Source organism: Paracoccus salipaludis, assembly GCF_002287065.1.
GTDB classification, from domain to species: domain Bacteria; phylum Pseudomonadota; class Alphaproteobacteria; order Rhodobacterales; family Rhodobacteraceae; genus Paracoccus; species Paracoccus salipaludis.
Genome location: NZ_NSJZ01000026.1, coordinates 1 through 16,077, shown reverse-complemented (window position 1 = coordinate 16,077; position 16,077 = coordinate 1). Strand labels below are relative to the sequence as shown.

At 70.0% G+C, this 16,077-nt stretch carries 19 protein-coding genes; 8 read left to right on the top strand and 11 right to left on the bottom strand.

The window, feature by feature from the left end; genetic code table 11:
- A partial coding sequence (locus tag CK240_RS16130) for a uracil-DNA glycosylase (RefSeq protein ID WP_135058868.1) occupies positions 1-616 on the top strand: 616 nt, incomplete at its 5' end.
- Here the strand turns inward: CK240_RS16130 and CK240_RS16125 are convergent.
- Complete coding sequence (locus CK240_RS16125) at positions 595-1,380, bottom strand: protein-disulfide reductase DsbD domain-containing protein (protein ID WP_167650084.1); 786 nt, start codon at positions 1,378-1,380, stop codon at positions 595-597. The genes CK240_RS16130 and CK240_RS16125 overlap by 22 nt on opposite strands.
- A 114-nt stretch (positions 1,381-1,494) precedes the next feature.
- On the opposite strand from CK240_RS16125, the gene CK240_RS16120 reads away from it, so the two are divergent.
- The 5 genes from CK240_RS16120 to plsY all read left to right on the top strand — a co-directional run bounded on the left by CK240_RS16120 (position 1,495) and on the right by plsY (position 5,792).
- Positions 1,495-2,127 carry a YqgE/AlgH family protein gene (locus tag CK240_RS16120; RefSeq protein WP_095641344.1) on the top strand — a complete coding sequence of 211 codons (633 nt, stop codon included), beginning with the start codon at positions 1,495-1,497 and terminating at the stop codon, positions 2,125-2,127.
- Positions 2,128-2,362: 235 nt separating this feature from the next.
- Complete coding sequence (locus CK240_RS16115; RefSeq protein ID WP_095641343.1) at positions 2,363-3,331, top strand: aspartate carbamoyltransferase catalytic subunit; 969 nt, start codon at positions 2,363-2,365, stop codon at positions 3,329-3,331.
- A gap of 121 nt (positions 3,332-3,452) precedes the next feature.
- Positions 3,453-3,923: a hypothetical protein gene (locus tag CK240_RS16110; RefSeq protein WP_095641342.1), complete on the top strand. Its 471-nt coding sequence runs from the start codon at positions 3,453-3,455 to the stop codon at positions 3,921-3,923.
- The gene (pyrC, locus tag CK240_RS16105; RefSeq protein ID WP_095641341.1) at positions 3,920-5,194 is read left to right on the top strand and encodes a dihydroorotase; all 1,275 of its coding nucleotides are present in this window, start codon (positions 3,920-3,922) and stop codon (positions 5,192-5,194) included. Before CK240_RS16110 ends, pyrC begins: the two co-directional genes overlap by 4 nt.
- On the top strand, positions 5,187-5,792 hold the full coding sequence (gene plsY / locus CK240_RS16100) for a glycerol-3-phosphate 1-O-acyltransferase PlsY (RefSeq protein WP_095641340.1): 606 nt from the start codon (positions 5,187-5,189) through the stop codon (positions 5,790-5,792). The genes pyrC and plsY overlap by 8 nt, the downstream gene beginning before the upstream one ends.
- On the opposite strand, the gene CK240_RS16095 is transcribed toward plsY, so the two are convergent.
- The 9 genes from CK240_RS16095 to CK240_RS16055 all read right to left on the bottom strand — a co-directional run bounded on the left by CK240_RS16095 (position 5,789) and on the right by CK240_RS16055 (position 12,235).
- Positions 5,789-6,274: an isoprenylcysteine carboxyl methyltransferase family protein gene (locus CK240_RS16095; protein ID WP_095641339.1), complete on the bottom strand. Its 486-nt coding sequence runs from the start codon at positions 6,272-6,274 to the stop codon at positions 5,789-5,791. The genes plsY and CK240_RS16095 overlap by 4 nt on opposite strands.
- 4 nt (positions 6,275-6,278) lie before the next feature.
- Positions 6,279-7,373 carry a type III polyketide synthase gene (locus tag CK240_RS16090; RefSeq protein WP_338048979.1) on the bottom strand — a complete coding sequence of 365 codons (1,095 nt, stop codon included), beginning with the start codon at positions 7,371-7,373 and terminating at the stop codon, positions 6,279-6,281.
- A 63-nt stretch (positions 7,374-7,436) separates the two neighbouring features.
- Positions 7,437-8,312 carry a 3-hydroxybutyryl-CoA dehydrogenase gene (locus tag CK240_RS16085; RefSeq protein ID WP_095641338.1) on the bottom strand — a complete coding sequence of 292 codons (876 nt, stop codon included), beginning with the start codon at positions 8,310-8,312 and terminating at the stop codon, positions 7,437-7,439.
- A 127-nt stretch (positions 8,313-8,439) separates the two neighbouring features.
- Positions 8,440-9,366 (bottom strand): electron transfer flavoprotein subunit alpha/FixB family protein, encoded by a 927-nt coding sequence (locus tag CK240_RS16080; RefSeq protein WP_095641337.1) that lies wholly within the window; start codon positions 9,364-9,366, stop codon positions 8,440-8,442.
- The gene (locus CK240_RS16075) at positions 9,366-10,124 is read right to left on the bottom strand and encodes an electron transfer flavoprotein subunit beta/FixA family protein (protein ID WP_095641336.1); all 759 of its coding nucleotides are present in this window, start codon (positions 10,122-10,124) and stop codon (positions 9,366-9,368) included. Before CK240_RS16075 ends, CK240_RS16080 begins: the two co-directional genes overlap by 1 nt.
- A gap of 105 nt (positions 10,125-10,229) precedes the next feature.
- Positions 10,230-10,820, bottom strand: coding sequence for a cob(I)yrinic acid a,c-diamide adenosyltransferase (locus tag CK240_RS16070; protein ID WP_095641335.1), 591 nt, complete (start codon positions 10,818-10,820; stop codon positions 10,230-10,232).
- The gene (locus tag CK240_RS16065; protein ID WP_095641334.1) at positions 10,820-11,020 is read right to left on the bottom strand and encodes a twin transmembrane helix small protein; all 201 of its coding nucleotides are present in this window, start codon (positions 11,018-11,020) and stop codon (positions 10,820-10,822) included. The genes CK240_RS16070 and CK240_RS16065 overlap by 1 nt, the downstream gene beginning before the upstream one ends.
- A 28-nt stretch (positions 11,021-11,048) precedes the next feature.
- Positions 11,049-11,867 (bottom strand): SDR family NAD(P)-dependent oxidoreductase, encoded by an 819-nt coding sequence (locus CK240_RS16060; RefSeq protein ID WP_095641333.1) that lies wholly within the window; start codon positions 11,865-11,867, stop codon positions 11,049-11,051.
- Between the two features lie 5 nt (positions 11,868-11,872).
- Positions 11,873-12,235 (bottom strand): SH3 domain-containing protein, encoded by a 363-nt coding sequence (locus CK240_RS16055; RefSeq protein ID WP_095641332.1) that lies wholly within the window; start codon positions 12,233-12,235, stop codon positions 11,873-11,875.
- 162 nt (positions 12,236-12,397) lie between these two features.
- Between CK240_RS16055 and parC the strand changes: the two genes are divergently transcribed.
- Positions 12,398-14,644 carry a DNA topoisomerase IV subunit A gene (gene parC / locus CK240_RS16050; protein ID WP_095641331.1) on the top strand — a complete coding sequence of 749 codons (2,247 nt, stop codon included), beginning with the start codon at positions 12,398-12,400 and terminating at the stop codon, positions 14,642-14,644.
- A 75-nt stretch (positions 14,645-14,719) separates the two neighbouring features.
- On the opposite strand, the gene CK240_RS16045 is transcribed toward parC, so the two are convergent.
- A complete protein-coding gene (locus tag CK240_RS16045; protein WP_095641330.1) occupies positions 14,720-15,622 on the bottom strand; it encodes a tellurite resistance TerB family protein in 903 nt (300 codons plus the stop codon).
- 206 nt (positions 15,623-15,828) lie between these two features.
- Here CK240_RS16045 and CK240_RS16040 point away from each other — a divergent pair.
- Positions 15,829-16,077: GTP-binding protein (locus CK240_RS16040; protein WP_240517500.1), on the top strand; the 249-nt coding region annotated here is incomplete at its 3' end.

Sequence of the window (16,077 nt, the reverse complement as noted above, 5' to 3'; positions counted from 1 at the left end):
CGAGCCCCTGCTGGGCCAGGCGCAGGCCATGGCCGCCCGCGCCCGGACGCTGGCCGAACTGTCCGAGATCCAGAGCGGCTTCGAGGGTCTGGAAATCCGGCGCGGCGCACGCAACTTCGTCTTCGCCGACGGCCATCCCGGCGCGCGGGTGATGATCCTGGGCGAGGCGCCGGGCGAGGAAGAGGACCGCCAGGGCCGCCCCTTCGTGGGCCGCGCGGGGCAGTTGCTGGACCGGATGTTCGAGGCGATCGGGCTGTCGCGCGACGCGGTGGACGCGGAACGCGCCCTTTACATCACCAATGTCCTGCCCTGGCGGCCCCCCGGCAACCGCCGCCCCGAGCAGGCCGAGATCGACGCGATGCTGCCCTTTGTCGCCCGCCACGTGGAACTGGCGTCGCCCGACATCTTGGTTCTGATGGGCAACACGCCCTGCAAGGCGGCGCTGGGGCGCGACGGCATCCTGCGGCTGCGCGGGCACTGGACCGAGGCCTTCGGCCGCCCCGCCCTGCCGATGACCCATCCCGCCTACCTGCTGCGCAACCCCGTCGCCAAGCGCGAGGCCTGGGCGGACCTCTTGTCGCTCTCGGCGCGGCTTCAGGCCGGGTCGCAGCCCTGATATTCGACCGCGCCCTCGGGGCCGATCAGCGTCAGGCGCACCTCGGCGGGGTCCAGCGGAAAGGGCTTGGCGGCGGGCGGCACGAAATCGGCCGTGGCCGTCAACCGGCCGTCCCCGGCTGTGACCTCGGGCGCCGAGACCCAGACTTCGGGCCGCCCGAGTTCAAGGGCGGCGGCGGTGCCGTCGGTCAGGGGCGCGCCGACCGAGGCCGCGACCCGCACGCCGTCGGCGATCTCGGTCAGGGCGCAGGTCAGCGCCGCCTCGACCGGCACGGGCACCTGCGCCAGTGCCGCCGTGATGCGGGGATCGGGTGTGTCCGCGGGCAGGGGCAGCGTCAGCGTCAGGTCGGCCGGCACGCAGACGTTCAGGCACAGGCCCAATTCGACCTCGACGCGGCCCGCGACGGGCTGGCCGGGCGCGGCGGGCGCCAGTTCGATCGGCAGGACCAGCGCGTCGTGATAGCCCAGCGTCCGCTCGCCGCCCGAGTCGATCACCTCGGGGCGCGGCCAGCGGGCGCCCGCATGGTCCAGGTTCGTCATGCCCGCCCAGTCGAAGCGCGGCGGCACGCCGCTGTCGCCCGGGCTGCGCCAATAGGTCTTCCACCCCGGGGAAAGCTCCAGCCGCAGCGCGGTCATCCAGGTCCCCGCCTCGGTCCGGTAGGGGGGCAGCAGCGCGGCGTCCTCGAGCCCCGGCGGCAGCGGGTCCGCCCTTGCCACGGCAGGCAGGGCAAGAACGAGGATCAGGGGCAGGGCGAAGCGGATCATGTCGCCTGCTGTAGGTCGCGCCGCCCCGGCAAGGAAGTCACATCTGCGCCACGGTCCCGTGCAGTCTTGCAGGGCAGGCCGCGGATACCGATCTTTCAACGGAAAGGAAGTCCCATGACTCGTTCCGACCAACACCACTCCACGGGGGACGGCGCCCGCGCCCATGGCCGCCGTTCCGACAACCTGACCGGCAAGGTGCTGATCGCCATGCCGGGAATGACCGACCCCCGCTTTTCCCATTCCGTGGTGCTGATCTGCGCCCATGGGGACGAGGGCGCGATGGGCATCGTGCTGAACAAGCCGCTGCCGGGCATCGGCTTTGCCGACCTGCTGGGCCAGCTCGGCATCGATGCCGAAGGCCGCGCGCCTTCGGTCCCCGTCCATTTCGGCGGCCCCGTCGAGCCGGGCCGCGGCTTTGTCCTGCATCCCCTTCCCGAGGGCGAGGGCGCGAACGAGGACGAGGGCGTGCTGCGCATCCCCGGCCTGCGGCTGGGCATGACGACCACGCGCAACATCCTCGAGGACATCGCCAGCGGCCGAGGGCCCGACCGCGCGGTGCTGTCGCTGGGCTATGCGGGATGGGATGCGGGCCAGCTGGAATCCGAGGTGATGGCCAACGGCTGGCTGGTCGCCGAAGCCGGGGACGAGCTGATCTTCGGCAGCGACAACGCCCGCAAGTGGCATCAGGCGCTGAAGTCGCTGGGGATCGATCCGCTGGCGCTGTCCACCGCCGCCGGCCACGCCTGACCGGACGCGGGGGCGGCGCCTTGCCGTCCTTGCGGGCCCCTCCCACGGGTTCCTTGCCGAAAGGCAGTCCGCCGGGCCTGTCCGGCAGGAAACAGCCATGAGGCCTGCCTCCTGCCCGGCCTTCCTTTCCGGCGCTTGGTGGCCCGGGGGTATTTGGGTCAGGAAGAAGCCCTCGGCTTGCCCGGGCCGCGCCGGTTTGCGATAGAGGCGGGACCCGCGACCCCGGAGGCCCGCCATGACGTTCCGCGCCCGCCACCTGCTTGGCGTCGAACAGCTTTCGCCCCCCGAGATCACGACCCTTCTGGACCTGGCGGAAAGCTATGTCGCGCTGAACCGGCGCACGGTGAAGCATGGCGACGCGCTGGAAGGGCTGACCCAGATCAACCTGTTCTTCGAGAACTCGACCCGCACGCAGTCGAGCTTCGAGCTGGCGGGCAAGCGGCTGGGCGCGGACGTGATGAACATGGCCGTCGCGCAGTCCTCGGTGAAGAAGGGCGAGACGCTGATCGACACCGCGCTGACGCTGAACGCGATGCAGCCCGACCTTCTGGTGGTGCGCCATCCCCATTCCGGCGCGGTGAACCTGCTGGCCGAAAAGGTGAACTGCGCCGTCATCAACGCGGGCGACGGCCGCCACGAGCACCCGACGCAGGCCCTGCTGGACGCGCTGACGATCCGCCGCGCCAAGGGGCGGCTGCACCGGCTGACCGTCGCCATCTGCGGCGACATCGCGCACAGCCGCGTGGCCCGTTCCAACCTGATCCTGCTGGGCAAGATGGAGAACCGCGTCCGGCTGGTGGGCCCGGCCACGCTGATGCCTTCCGGCGTGGGCGAGCTTGGCTGCGAGGTCTACGAGGACATGGCGGCGGGGCTGAAGGATGCCGACGTGGTGATGATGCTGCGGCTTCAGAAGGAACGGATGGACGGCGGCTTCATTCCGTCCGAGCGCGAGTATTTCCATCGCTGGGGCCTTGATGCGGCGAAGCTGGCGCTGGCCAGGCCCGACGCCATCGTCATGCATCCGGGGCCGATGAACCGGGGGGTCGAGATCGACGGCACCATCGCCGATGACATCAACCGCAGCGTGATCCAGGACCAGGTCGAGATGGGGGTGGCCGTCCGCATGGCGGCCATGGACCTGCTGGCGCGCAACCTGCGCGCCGAGCGCGGCGCAAAGGCGGCGGGGGAGGGGACCTATGTCTGAGCCGGGACCATGGAACCGCCAGCCCGCGACCGTCGAAGAATGGCTCCCGTGGCTTGAGGGCGATGAACGGTTGCTGTGGTTCTATCCTCGCCGCGGGGAGACGCGGGAATGGACTGCCCGGATGCTTTGGGCTTTCTGCAGTATCGCCGTGGCCTTGGTGGCGCTGTTCGACTGGTTCGTCCCGGAAGGTCCATCGGAACGCCATGGAGTGCTATTCCACGGCTTCGTGGCAATTGGCGCCTTGACGTTCATCATGCTGATCTTGGACCTCATGGGCGTCGGAACGAAACGCGTGGCTGACTGGCTCAACGAAGCCTCCGCCAAGGTCGCTCCCCGTCCGCCCAACAGCATGCGGACGGGGGTCAGCGCTTTGACGCAACGCCGCTTCCTGCGCAACCTTGAAGGGAACTTCGTCGCGGTTCCGCTTCCCGAGACGGCGCTTGTCTCGGGTTTCCGCCTTCGGACGGCCTCCCGGTCGGAAGGGGGCCGGGTTCTGCTCAGGGATGTCGGCTTCCGCGAAGAGCATCGTCTCGACGCCGCCCTGCAACTCGCCCGCGCGCTCCGCGAGGGCCGCGTCCCGGTGCCCGCATGATCCTGCATTTCCAGAACGCCCGCCTGATCGACCCCGAGGCGCTGACCGATGAGCCGGGCAGCCTGACCGTCGAGGACGGCCTGATCGTCGCGGTGGACGACGACGCGCCGGAAGGGGCGCGGATCGTCGATTGCGCGGGGCGCTGCCTTGCGCCGGGGATCGTGGACTGGGGCGTCAAGATCGGCGAGCCGGGCGAGCGGCACAAGGAATCCATGCGCTCGGCCGCGCTGGCGGCGGCGGCGGGCGGGGTCACGACGATTGTGGCGCGGCCTGATACGCAGCCCGCCATCGACGCGCCCGAATCATTGGAGTTCGTGACGCGCCGTGCGGCGGAACAACCGGTCCGCATCCGTCACCAGGCGGCCCTGACGCGCGGGCGCGAGGGCCGCGAGATGGTCGAGATGGGCTTCCTGCAGGACGCGGGTGCGGTGGCCTTCACCGATGGCGTGCGGGTGGTCGGGAACACCAAGCTTCTGTCGCGCTGCATGACCTATGCGCGGGGGCTTGGCGCGCTGATCGTGGGCCATCCGCAGGATGCGGGCCTGTCGAAGGGCGCGGCGGCGACCTCGGGCAAGTTCGCCTCGCTTTACGGTCTGCCCGCAGTCACGCCCCTGGCCGAGCGGATGGGGCTGGAGCGCGATCTCGCGCTGGTCGAGGCGACGGGGGTGCGCTGGCACGCCGACCAGATCACCACCGCGGCGGCCCTTGCGGTGCTGGACCGGGCGCGGGCGGCGGGGCTGGACGTGACGGCGGGGACCTCGATCCACCACCTGACGCTGAACGAGTTCGACGTGGGGGACTACCGCACCTTCTTCCGGCTGACGCCTCCGCTGCGGTCCGAGGACGACCGGCTGGCGCTGGTCGAGGCGGTGGCCGAGGGTCGCATCGACGTGATCGGCAGCTTCCACACCCCCCAGGACGAGGAAGCCAAGCGCCTGCCCTTCGAGGTCGCGGCACCGGGCGCGGTGGGGCTGGAAACCCTGCTGCCCGCCGCCATGCGGCTTTATCATCAGGGCGGCGTGGGACTGGCGCAGCTGTGGCGGGCGATGTCGCTGAACCCGGCGAAACGGCTGGGGCTGGACGGCGGGCGGCTGGCCATCGGCGCACCCGCCGACCTGGTGCTGTTCGATCCCGACGCGCCCTTCATCCTCGACCGCTTCGCGCTGCGGTCCAAGTCGAAGAACACGCCCTTCGACGGCGCGCGGATGGAAGGCCGCGTGCTCGGCACTTGGGTGGCTGGCCGCCGTGTCTTCGGGGGCGAGAATGCTTGAGCCGGCTGGAACCGTCGCGATGATCCTTGCCGCGGCGCTGGGCTATCTGCTGGGCTCGGTGCCCTTCGGTGTCGTCATCACCCGGGCGCTGGGCCTGGGCGACCTGCGCAAGATCGGCTCGGGCAACATCGGGGCGACCAACGTGCTGCGGACCGGCCACAAGGGCGCGGCGCTGGCGACGCTGCTGCTGGACAGCGGCAAGGGGGCCATCGCGGTCCTGCTGGCGCGCTGGCTGGGCGGCGAGGGCGCGGCGCTGGTCGCGGGGGCAGCGGCCTTCCTCGGGCACCTGTTCCCGGTCTTCCTGGGCTTCAAGGGCGGCAAGGGAGTCGCCACCTTTCTGGGCACGCTGATTGCGCTGTCGTGGCCCGTCGGGCTGATGGCCTGCGGGCTGTGGCTGCTGACGGCGGCGCTGACCCGCATCTCGTCGCTGTCCGCGCTGGTCGCGGCGGCGGGGGCACCGCTGCTGGCGCTGGGCTTCGGGGCGCGGGGCCTTGCGCTTGCGGCGCTGTTCATGGCGGCGCTGATCTTCCTGCGCCACCGCGCCAACATCGCCCGGCTGGTCGCGGGGACCGAGCCGCGCATCGGCCGCAAGGCCTAGCGCAGGGGCGCCAGCGCCGCGTTCTCGGCCCGGATGCGGATCGTCAGGACGGCGGCGTTCAGGGCCGAAAAGACCAGCGCGACCCATGTCAGCCCCAGCACCATGGGGGCCACGGCGATTTCCAGCACGACAAGGGTGTAGTTCGGGTGGCGCAGGACCCGGAACGGCCCGCGCCGGACCAGCGGCTCGTCCAGGACGATGATGCGCGTGGTCCAGCGCGGCCCCAGCGTGCCGAGAATCCACAGCCGGAACAGTTGCAGAAGCACGAAGGCCGCGAGCCACCCCGGCCGGACCGGCTCTCCCCAGCCGAAGATGGCGATCGAGGCCAGCCAGGCCGTGTGCAGCGCCACGATCAGGGGATAATGCGCCGCCCCATGTTCCACCGCCCCCCGCGCCAGCAGCCGGCGCGTGTTGCGGCGGGCCAGCACCAGCTCGCCCAGGCGCTGGAGGACCAGAAAGGCGATGAACAGCGCAGCAGCCACGGGGTCAGAGGTCCAGCGGCAGCATCGACAGGGTGAAGCCCGGGCCCAGCGCGGACAGCATCAGCCGGCCCTGCGGGCGGTGCGCCAGCACCTCGGACAGCACGAAGAGCACCGTCGGGGCGGACATGTTGCCCGCAATTCTCAGCACCTCGCGCTCGGCGTCCAGCGTGCCGGGGCCAAGCGCCAGCGCTTCCTCGATGGCGGTGACGACCTTGGCGCCGCCGGGGTGGCAGACCATGCGGGCGATGGGCTCGGGCCCCAGGGCGGGGCGCATGGCGGCGTAGGCGGCGGCGAGGTTCTCGGTCGCGAAGCCGGGGATCGAGCGGTCGAAGATCACGCCCAGCCCCGCGTCGTCCACGTCCCAGCCCATGATGTCCAGCGTTTCGGGCCACATGTGCTGGACGCCGCGCCCGACCCGCGGGCCCTCGCCCTCGCCCGATCCCAGCACCACCGCCGCCGCGCCGTCGCCGAACAGGGCGGTGGCGATGATGTCCGCCTTGTCCATCCGGTCCATGCGGAACAGCAGCGTGCAGGTTTCCACCGCCACCATCAGCACCCGCGATCCGGGGCGGGCGGCGGCAAGCTCGCGCGCGATGGACATTCCCGTGACGCCGCCCGCGCAGCCGAGGCCGAAGACCGGCACCCGCTGCACGTCCGCCCGGAAGCCCATCTCGCGCGCGACCCGCGCTTCCAGCGTCGGCGTGGCAACCCCGGTCGAGGAGATGGTGACGATCGTGTCGATGTCGCCTGCCCGCAGGCCCGCCGCCCGCAGCGCGCCTTCAGCGGCATCGCGGAACAGCGCGGTCGCGCCTGCCAGATAGGCGTCGTTGCGGGCCTTCCAGCCATGCGGGCCGCCGAACCAGTCCATCGGCACGACCGAGGCGCGCTGGTCGATCCCCGCGTTCTCGAAGGCGGACACGATCCGCTCGAACTGGGGATAGCGGGGGGCGAGCAGCTCGCGCGCGCGGGCCACGACATCGGTCTGGCGCAGCCTGTGGGGCGGCAGCGCGGTTGCGAGCCCCAGCAGGCGGACTTCAGTTCCCGAAGGATGCGGGACGGCGGACGAAAGGGGGGCGGGCAGAACGGCTTGGACGGTCACGGAAGGGCCCTCGTGGCGCGGATCGCCGGAAAGGGGAACCGGTACCCGCCGGTCCGGGTTCCCTCACCTTGTCGGGACCGGCTCCTCGCCGCGATAGTCGTAGAAGCCGCGGCCCGTCTTGCGGCCGAGCCACCCCGCCTCGACATATTTCACCAGCAGAGGGCAGGGGCGGTATTTCGTGTCCGCCAACCCGTCGTGCAGCACGTTCATGATGGCAAGGCAGGTGTCCAAGCCTATGAAGTCGGCCAGCTCCAGCGGACCCATCGGATGATTCGCCCCCAGCTTCAGCGACTGGTCGATGGACCGGACGTTGCCCACGCCCTCATACAGCACATAGACCGCCTCGTTGATCATGGGGACGAGGATGCGGTTCACGATAAAGGCCGGGAAATCCTCGGCGCTGGCGGGGATCTTTCCCAGCGTCTCGACCACGTGGCAGAGGGTGCGATAGGTGCCCTCGTCCGTGGCAATGCCGCGGATCAGTTCGACCAGCTGCATGACCGGCACGGGGTTCATGAAGTGGAACCCCATGAAGCGTTCCGGCCGGTCAGTGCGCGAGGCCAGCCGCGTGATCGAGATCGACGAGGTGTTCGAGGTCAGGATCGTCTCGGGCTTCAGATGCGGGACGATGGCTTCGAAGATCCGGTTCTTGACGTCCTCGCGCTCGGTCGCGGCCTCGATCACCAGGTCGGTCTGGCCAATCTCCTCGACGGCGGTGGTGGTGCGGATGCGGGACATGGCGGCGGCCTTGTCCTCGGCCGAGATCTTGCCGCGGCCGACCTGGCGTTCAAGGTTGCGGTCCACGGTGGCGACGGCCTTGGCCATGGCCTCGGGCGAGATGTCGTTCAGCAGCACGTCATAGCCCGCCAGCGCAAAGACATGGGCGATGCCATTGCCCATCTGCCCGGCGCCGATCACGCCCACCGATTGCACCGCCATGCCGTTTCCCTTCGTCGTTCCGGTTCCGCCGGACGATAGGTCGGCGGGCCCCGGCGGTTCAATGCGAAAACGCCGGACATGAAAGAACCGCCCGCGCGGGCGGGCGGCTCAGGTCGTTCGAACCGGCTCAGATCTTCTCTGTCAGTTCCGGCAGGACGGTGAAGATATCGCCGACCAGGCCGTAGTCGGCGACCTGGAAGATGGGGGCTTCCTCATCCTTGTTGATGGCGACGATGACCTTGCTGTCCTTCATGCCCGCGAGGTGCTGGATCGCGCCCGAGATGCCGGCGGCGATGTAAAGCTCGGGGGCGACCACCTTGCCGGTCTGGCCCACCTGCCAGTCGTTCGGGGCATAGCCCGAATCGACCGCGGCGCGGGACGCGCCCACGGCCGCGCCCAGCTTGTCGGCCAGCTTCTCGATCAGCACGAAGTTCTCCTTCGAGCCGATCGCGCGCCCGCCCGAGACCACGCGCTTGGCCGAGGTCAGTTCCGGGCGGTCCGAGGCCGCCACGCGGTCCTCGACCCAAGCCGAGAGCCCCGGATCGGCGGCGGCGGACACGGGCTCGACCGAGGCCGACCCGCCTTCGCCCGCCGCGTCGAAGCTGGCGATGCGCACCGTCAGAACCTTGGTCTTGTCCGAGGACTTCACCGTCTGGATCGCGGCCGAGGTGTAGACCCCGCGCTCGAAGGTGTCGGCGTCCACGACGCGGCTCACCTCGGGGATCACCATCACGTCCAGCAGCGCCGCGGCGCGCGGCAGGATGTTGCGCGCATCCGTCGTGCCCGGCGCGGCGATGTGGGAAAACTGCGGCGCGAGGCTCACCAGCAGCGCCGCCATCGGCTCGGCCAGGCGGTGGCTGTAGGCCGCATCCCCGGCCACCAGCACCTTCGCCACGCCCGCGATCTTCGCGGCCTCGGCGGCGGCCTCCTGCGCGTTTTCACCCGCGACCAGCACGGTCACGTCGCCCAGCGGCGCGACCGCCGTCACGGCCTTGGCCGTCGCGTCCCGGTTCAGCCCGTTCTCGGCCATTTCGGCCAGCAGCAGCACCGCCATCAGATCACCCCCGCGGCTTTCAGTTTCGACACCAGCTCATCGACCGAGGCGACCTTGACGCCGGCCTTGCGCCCCTCGGGCTCGGCCGTCTTCACAACCGTCAGCCGCGGCGAGACGTCCACGCCGTAATCGGCCGCGGTCTTCTCGACGAGCTCCTTCTTCTTGGCCTTCATGATGTTGGGAAGGCTCGCATAGCGCGGCTCGTTCAGCCGCAGGTCGGCCGTCACGATCGCGGGCAGCTTGACCTCGATCACCTGCAGGCCGCCGTCGATCTCGCGCGTGACGGTGGCCTTCTCGCCGGCCACCTCGACCTTGCCGGCCTGCGTGGCCTGCGCCCAGCCCAGAAGCGCGGCCAGCATCTGCCCCGTCGCGTTCATGTCGTTGTCGATCGCCTGCTTGCCCATGATGACAAGCTGGGGCGCTTCCTCGGCGATGATGGCCTTCAGCAGCTTGGCGACCGCCAGGGGCTCGATGTCCCGGTGCACGTCGTCGGCCGCGACCACGAGAATGCCGCGGTCGGCCCCCATCGCCAGCGCCGTGCGGATGGTTTCCGCCGCCTGCTTCACCCCGATCGAGACCACCACGATCTCGGACGCGACGCCCTTCTCCTTCAGACGGATCGCTTCCTCGACCGCGATCTCGTCAAAGGGGTTCATCGACATCTTCACGTTCGACAGGTCCACCCCCGACCCGTCCGCCTTCACACGCGCCTTCACGTTGTAGTCAATCACACGCTTGACCGGCACCAGAACCTTCATCGGCCCTCTCCCTTTCGCATCAGCGTCATCCGTCGCTGCGGATGCATACCGAACACCGCCGCAATTTAAAGGCCAAATATGGGCAGGAAAGAATGGCCCGCTGCGTCAAAGGCCGGGGCTGTCCCCGCGCGAGGCGCCCGGAACCCACAGGATGTCGCCGCCCGCACCGGCATTCGCCACGCGCGCAGCCACGAAGAGCCAGTCGGACAGGCGGTTGAGATAGCGCACCGCCACCGGATTCACGTCGCCGCCCTGCGCAAGCTCGGTCGCGCGGCGCTCGGCCCGGCGCGCGACGGTCCGGCACAGGTGCAGATGCGCGGCAAGGGCCGAGCCGCCCGGCAGGATGAAGCTGCGCAGCGCCGAAAGCGGGCCGTTCATCTCGTCGATCTCGGCTTCCAGCCGGTCCACCTGCTGCTGCACCGCCCGCAACACGGGATAGGGCGCCTCGGCATCGCGGTCCATGTTCGGACGCGCGAGATCGGCGCCGAGGTCGAACAGCTCGTTCTGGATCACCGCCAGCCACCCGGCCGTTGCGCCGTCCGCGTGCAGCCGCGCAAGTCCCAGCGTGGCGTTCAGCTCGTCCACCGTCCCGTAAGCCTCGACCCGGGCGTCGTGCTTGGCCACGCGCGAGCCGTCCGACAGCGCCGTGTCGCCCTTGTCGCCGGTGCGGGTGTAGATGCGGTTCAGGACGACCATCAGTGGCCTCTCAGGAAGACGTAGATCAGGATCAGCGCCACCGCGATCGCCTGGGCGATGAGCCGCCAGCGCATCATGCGGTTGCCGTGATGGCGGTTGAACTCGCCACCCCTGGCGAATCCGCCGATTCCCACGGCCAGGATCACGGTGACCGCAAGGACAGCCAGCGCCGCGACAATGAAAAGGGATTGGTCGCGCATCTACGGCCGCCTTTCGCAGGCCCCCAGACTAGCTGCGGCGCGCGAACCAGTCCAGAGCGGCCGTGGGCAGAAGCCGGCGCCCCGCCGCCGCGATCTTGGTGGGCCGTGTCACGCGATAGCGGGCACGGGGGGCGGGGGCTTCCAGCGCGGCCTGGATCACCGCGCTGGTGGCCGAGGGCGGCAGTTCGAAGCGGTCGGGCCCCGAGGGCTGGTAAAGGCGCTTCAGAAGGCTCGCGCGGTATTGCCCGGCGCGCGGGCTCTGCTCCCAATCGATCCAGCGCTCGAAATGGGGAATGGAATTGGCGCGGATGCGGCTGGTGATGGGACCGGGCTCGACCAGGATCACGCGGATGGGTGTGTCCGACATCTCGATCCGCAGGACGTCGGTCAGGCCCTCCAGCGCGAACTTGCTGGCGACATAGGCGCCGCGCCAGGGGATGCCGACAAGGCCCAGGACGGAACTGACATTGACGATGCGGCCCGCGCCCCGTTCGCGGAAATGAGGGATCAGGCGGCGGGTCAGGTCGTGGGTGCCGAAAAGGTTCACCTCGAAGATCGACCGCAGCCCTCCGCGCGGCAGGTCCTCGACCGCGCCGGGCAGGGCGAAGGCCGCGTTGTTGACCAGCGCGTCGATGGGGCCATGCGCCAGCGCGGCCTCGGCGCAGGCGGCGACGCTGGCCTCGTCGCCGAGGTCCAGGGGAAGGGCGATCATGCCCTCGGCCCGGCGGGCCTGCAGGTCCTCGGGGCGGCGGCAGGTGGCGATCACGGTCCAGCCCGCCCGCGCCATGTGCCGCGCGGCGTCGAGGCCGATGCCGGACGAGCAGCCGGTGATCAGAACCGTGGGCAAGCCTGTCAGCCCGGAAAGCGATCGGACAGGCTGTCGGCGGGGATGAAGCCCGCCTCGCCCACGGCCGGGTCGCGGACCAGGACAAAGCTGCCCTCGCCGGCGCCGATCAATTCCACCCGCGCGCCATAGGGAAGGATGTGCAGGACATGCGCCGCCGGATCGGGCGCCGCCTTGAGGGGCTGATGGTGGCGGCTGACATACCGGTTCCCCGGCACCGCGGGCTCGGCGCCCTCGGCCTTGGGGCCAAGCGTTCCCATGACGCCCATGACGCGGATCGGGTGGCCCGCCGGCGCCTGCTCGCTGCTGGTGCCGAAGAAGGCGAGCAGCAGGAAGGTCGAGGTCAGGGCGAGGGCGATCAGGCGGAACATGGCAGTCATATGGCGAGGTGGAGGTCCAGAGGAAACCGCGTTTGCGGCAAGGACGTTCCCTGCGCCTGTCGCAAATCCGACATCTTCCTTTGTCCTGTGGCCCGGGGAACACGGGTGGCCTGGGCACTGGAATCCGGCCAAGCGCAGGCGTAGGTGGGGGCCATGACGAAGAAAGCCGACGCCCCTGCCGTTCCCCAGCCCGACAATGATCCCGCGCGCTCGACGGTTTCCGAGCCGCTGAGCCGCGCCATCGGCGAGCGTTACCTGACCTATGCGCTGTCCACGATAATGCACCGCGCATTGCCGGACGCCCGCGACGGGCTGAAGCCGGTCCACCGCCGCATCCTTTACGCGATGCGCGAACTGCGGCTGTCGCCCACCGGCGCCTTCCGCAAGTCGGCGAAGATCTCGGGCGACGTGATGGGGAACTATCACCCGCATGGCGACGGCGCGATCTATGATGCCATGGCGCGTTTGGCGCAGCCCTTCGTCATGCGCTATCCGCTGGTGGACGGGCAGGGGAACTTCGGGTCCATCGACGGCGACAGCCCCGCCGCTAGCCGCTATACCGAGGCCCGCCTGACGCTGGCCGCCGAGGCCCTGATGGAAGGCCTGGCCGAGGACGCGGTGGATTTCCGCCCCAACTACGACGGCACGCTGGAGGAACCGGTCGTGCTGCCGGCGGCCTTCCCGAACCTTTTGTGCAACGGCGCCAGCGGCATTGCCGTGGGGATGGCGACCAACATCCCGCCCCACAACCTCCATGAGGTCGTGGACGCCTGCCTTCACCTCATCAAGTCGCCCGAAGCGCGCGACGAGACGCTGATGGCGATCATGCCGGGCCCGGACTTCCCCACCGGCGGCGTGCTGGTCGAGGATGCGGCGACCCTGCGCGAGGCTTATCGCACCGGGCGCGGTTCCCTGCGCCTGCGCGCCCGCTGGGCGGTCGAGGACCTGGGCCGGGGGACCTGGCAGGTCGTCGTCACCGAGATCCCCTATATGATCCAGAAGTCCAAGCTGATCGAGCGGCTGGCCGAACTGGTCCTGAACAAGAAGATCCCGATCTTGGCCGACGTGCGCGACGAATCGGCCGAAGACATCCGCATCGTGCTGGAACCCCGCGCTCGCAACGTCGATCCCGCGCAGCTGATGGCCGCGCTGTTCAGGGTCAGTGACCTCGAGGTGCGCTTCGGCCTGAACATGAACGTGCTGATCGATGGGCGCGTGCCCAGGGTGTGTTCGCTCAAGGAGGTGCTGCGCGCCTTCCTCGACCACCGGCGCGAGGTGCTGCTGCGCCGTTCCGCCCACCGGCTGGAAAAGATCGCGGCCCGGCTCGAGGTGCTGGACGGCTATATCGTGGCCTACCTGAACCTCGACCGGGTGATCGAGATCATCCGCACCGAGGACGACCCCAAGGCCGTGATGATGGCCGAGTTCGGCCTGTCGGACGCGCAGGTGGAAGCCATCCTGAACATGCGCCTGCGCGCCCTGCGCCGGCTGGAAGAGATCGAGCTGCGCGCCGAGCGCGACCGGCTGGCGGAGGAGCGCGAGGGCCTGCTGGCGCTGGTGGCCGACCCCGCGCGGCAATGGGCCCGGATCGCGGAACAGTTGCGCGAGGTGCGCGGGCTTTTCGGCAAGTCGAACCCGGCGGGCGTGCGGCGGACCGAGATCACGGCGTCCGAGGACGTGCAGCCGCTCGACATGGATGCCATGATCGAGCGCGAGCCGGTCACGGTGATCCTGTCCAGGATGGGCTGGATCCGGGCGATCAAGGGCCACCAGCCGCTGGATGCCGAAGTCAAGTTCCGCGACGGCGACGGCCCCTTCATGGCGCTTCATGCCGAGACGACCGACAAGCTGGTGGTCTTCGGCGCGAACGGCCGCTTCTACACTCTGCCCGCCAACAATCTGCCCGGCGGGCGGGGCCTGGGCGAGCCGCTGCGCCTGATGATCGACCTGCCCAACGACGCGGCTGTGCTGGACATGTTCTCGTGGCGCGAGGACCAGCAGTTCCTTGTCGCCTCGAAGGCCGGGGACGGCTTCATCGTGAACGCGCCCGACATCCTGGCCCAGACCCGCGCGGGCAAGCAGGTGCTGAACGGCGACGCGCTTCTGGTCCGCCGGATCGAGGGCGACCACCTCGCCTGCGTGGGCGAGAACCGCAAGCTGCTGGTCTTCCCGCTGTCCGAACTGCCCGAAATGGCGCGGGGCAAGGGCGTGCGCCTGCAGAAGTTCAAGGACGGCGGGATGGCGGATGCGAAATGCATCACCCTGTCGGTGGGCCTGACCTGGCACGACCCGGCGGGCCGCACCCGCACCGAAACCGACCTGACCGAATGGCTGGCCAAGCGCGGCACCACCGGCCGGATGGCCCCCCGCGGCTTTCCGCGCGACAACCGGTTCAACTGACCCGGCATTGTGAAAAACCGCCCGAGGGCTCCTCGGGCGGTTTTCCTGTCGTCGGGGCCCCGCGTGGACCTGGGATCAGGAATACAGGTTCTGCACGCCCACCTGGTCGTGGATCTGGTTGGCGGTCGTGCGGTCGATGCCCAGCGCCGCGGCCAGGTCGTGCAGATAGGCGGCCTCCTGCTCGCTGTCGAAGTCGATCGCCATCAGCGACATCAGGTAGACCTGCGACTCGATCCCCTTGGGCACTTCGCGCGCCAGCGCATGCGGATCGACGGGGGCGGCCATCTGCTCGCGGATGAAGGCGCGGTCGTCCTCGTCCAGGTCGCCCAGCTGGCCCAGCAGGCGCTCGCGTTCGGCCTCGTCGATGCGGCCGTCGGCCTTGGCGGCCTGGATCATGGCGCGCAGCATCAGCCCGGCAACGGCATTCTGCTCGGGGGTGGGGGCGACCTCCGGCTCGTCCTGGCGGGCGACCGCGTCGTTGAACACCTCGCCGAAGCTTGCGTCGTTCGAGGACTGCGCCCCGCGCTGGGCCGGGCCGTTCAGCAGCCCGCCGAGAAGACCGCCGAGGCCCCCGGCCGCCGCACCCCCCGCGAGCCCGCCCAGAAGGCCCCCGCCGCCCTGGCCATAGCCGGCCGAGCCGCGGCCCGTGTTGCGGGTCAGGCCATCCAGGATGCCGCCCAGGCCGCCCGAGGCGCCGGCCGAGTTCGGCCCGCCATAGGGACGGCCCGTTCCGGCCCCGCCCATGCCGCCACCCATGCGGCCGCCGAGCACCTGGCCCAGCATGTCGCCCAGGCCGCCGCCCTGGCCGCCGCGGCTCGCGCCCGCGTTCATCAGGTCGCCCAGGATTCCCCCTCCCGTCCGGCGCCGGCCCGTGGCATGGCCGCTGCGGGACTGCTGCTGGTTCTGGATCATGGTGCCAAGGCCCTTGGCCAGCATCACGCCCGCCGCGACGCGGGCCAGGGATTTCATCAGGGACATCGGTTCCTCCGGAGGAAAGACGGGCGCCGCGCCGGGCACGGCTGTTCGGGCTGTTCAACGTGCCCCTTGGCGCTATGGTTCCGGCGCGGGCCCGGTGGGGGCCCCGGCGCGCCACAGCTTGCTTTTCCGCCGACTCGCTTATATCTCGCGGCGATGTTTACGCGAGGGCGTCGTCCAGCCGGCTGCCCGACGATCAGGAGGCCACCATGGCAAAGGCAAAATTCGAACGGACGAAACCGCACGTCAACATCGGGACGATCGGTCACGTTGACCACGGCAAGACGACGCTGACGGCGGCGATCACGAAGTACTTTGGCGAGTTCAAGGCCTACGACCAGATCGACGGTGCGCCGGAAGAGCGGGCGCGCGGGATCACGATCTCGACGGCGCATGTGGAATACGAATCGGCGTCGCGCCACTACGCGCATGTCGACTGCCCCGGCCACGCCGACTAC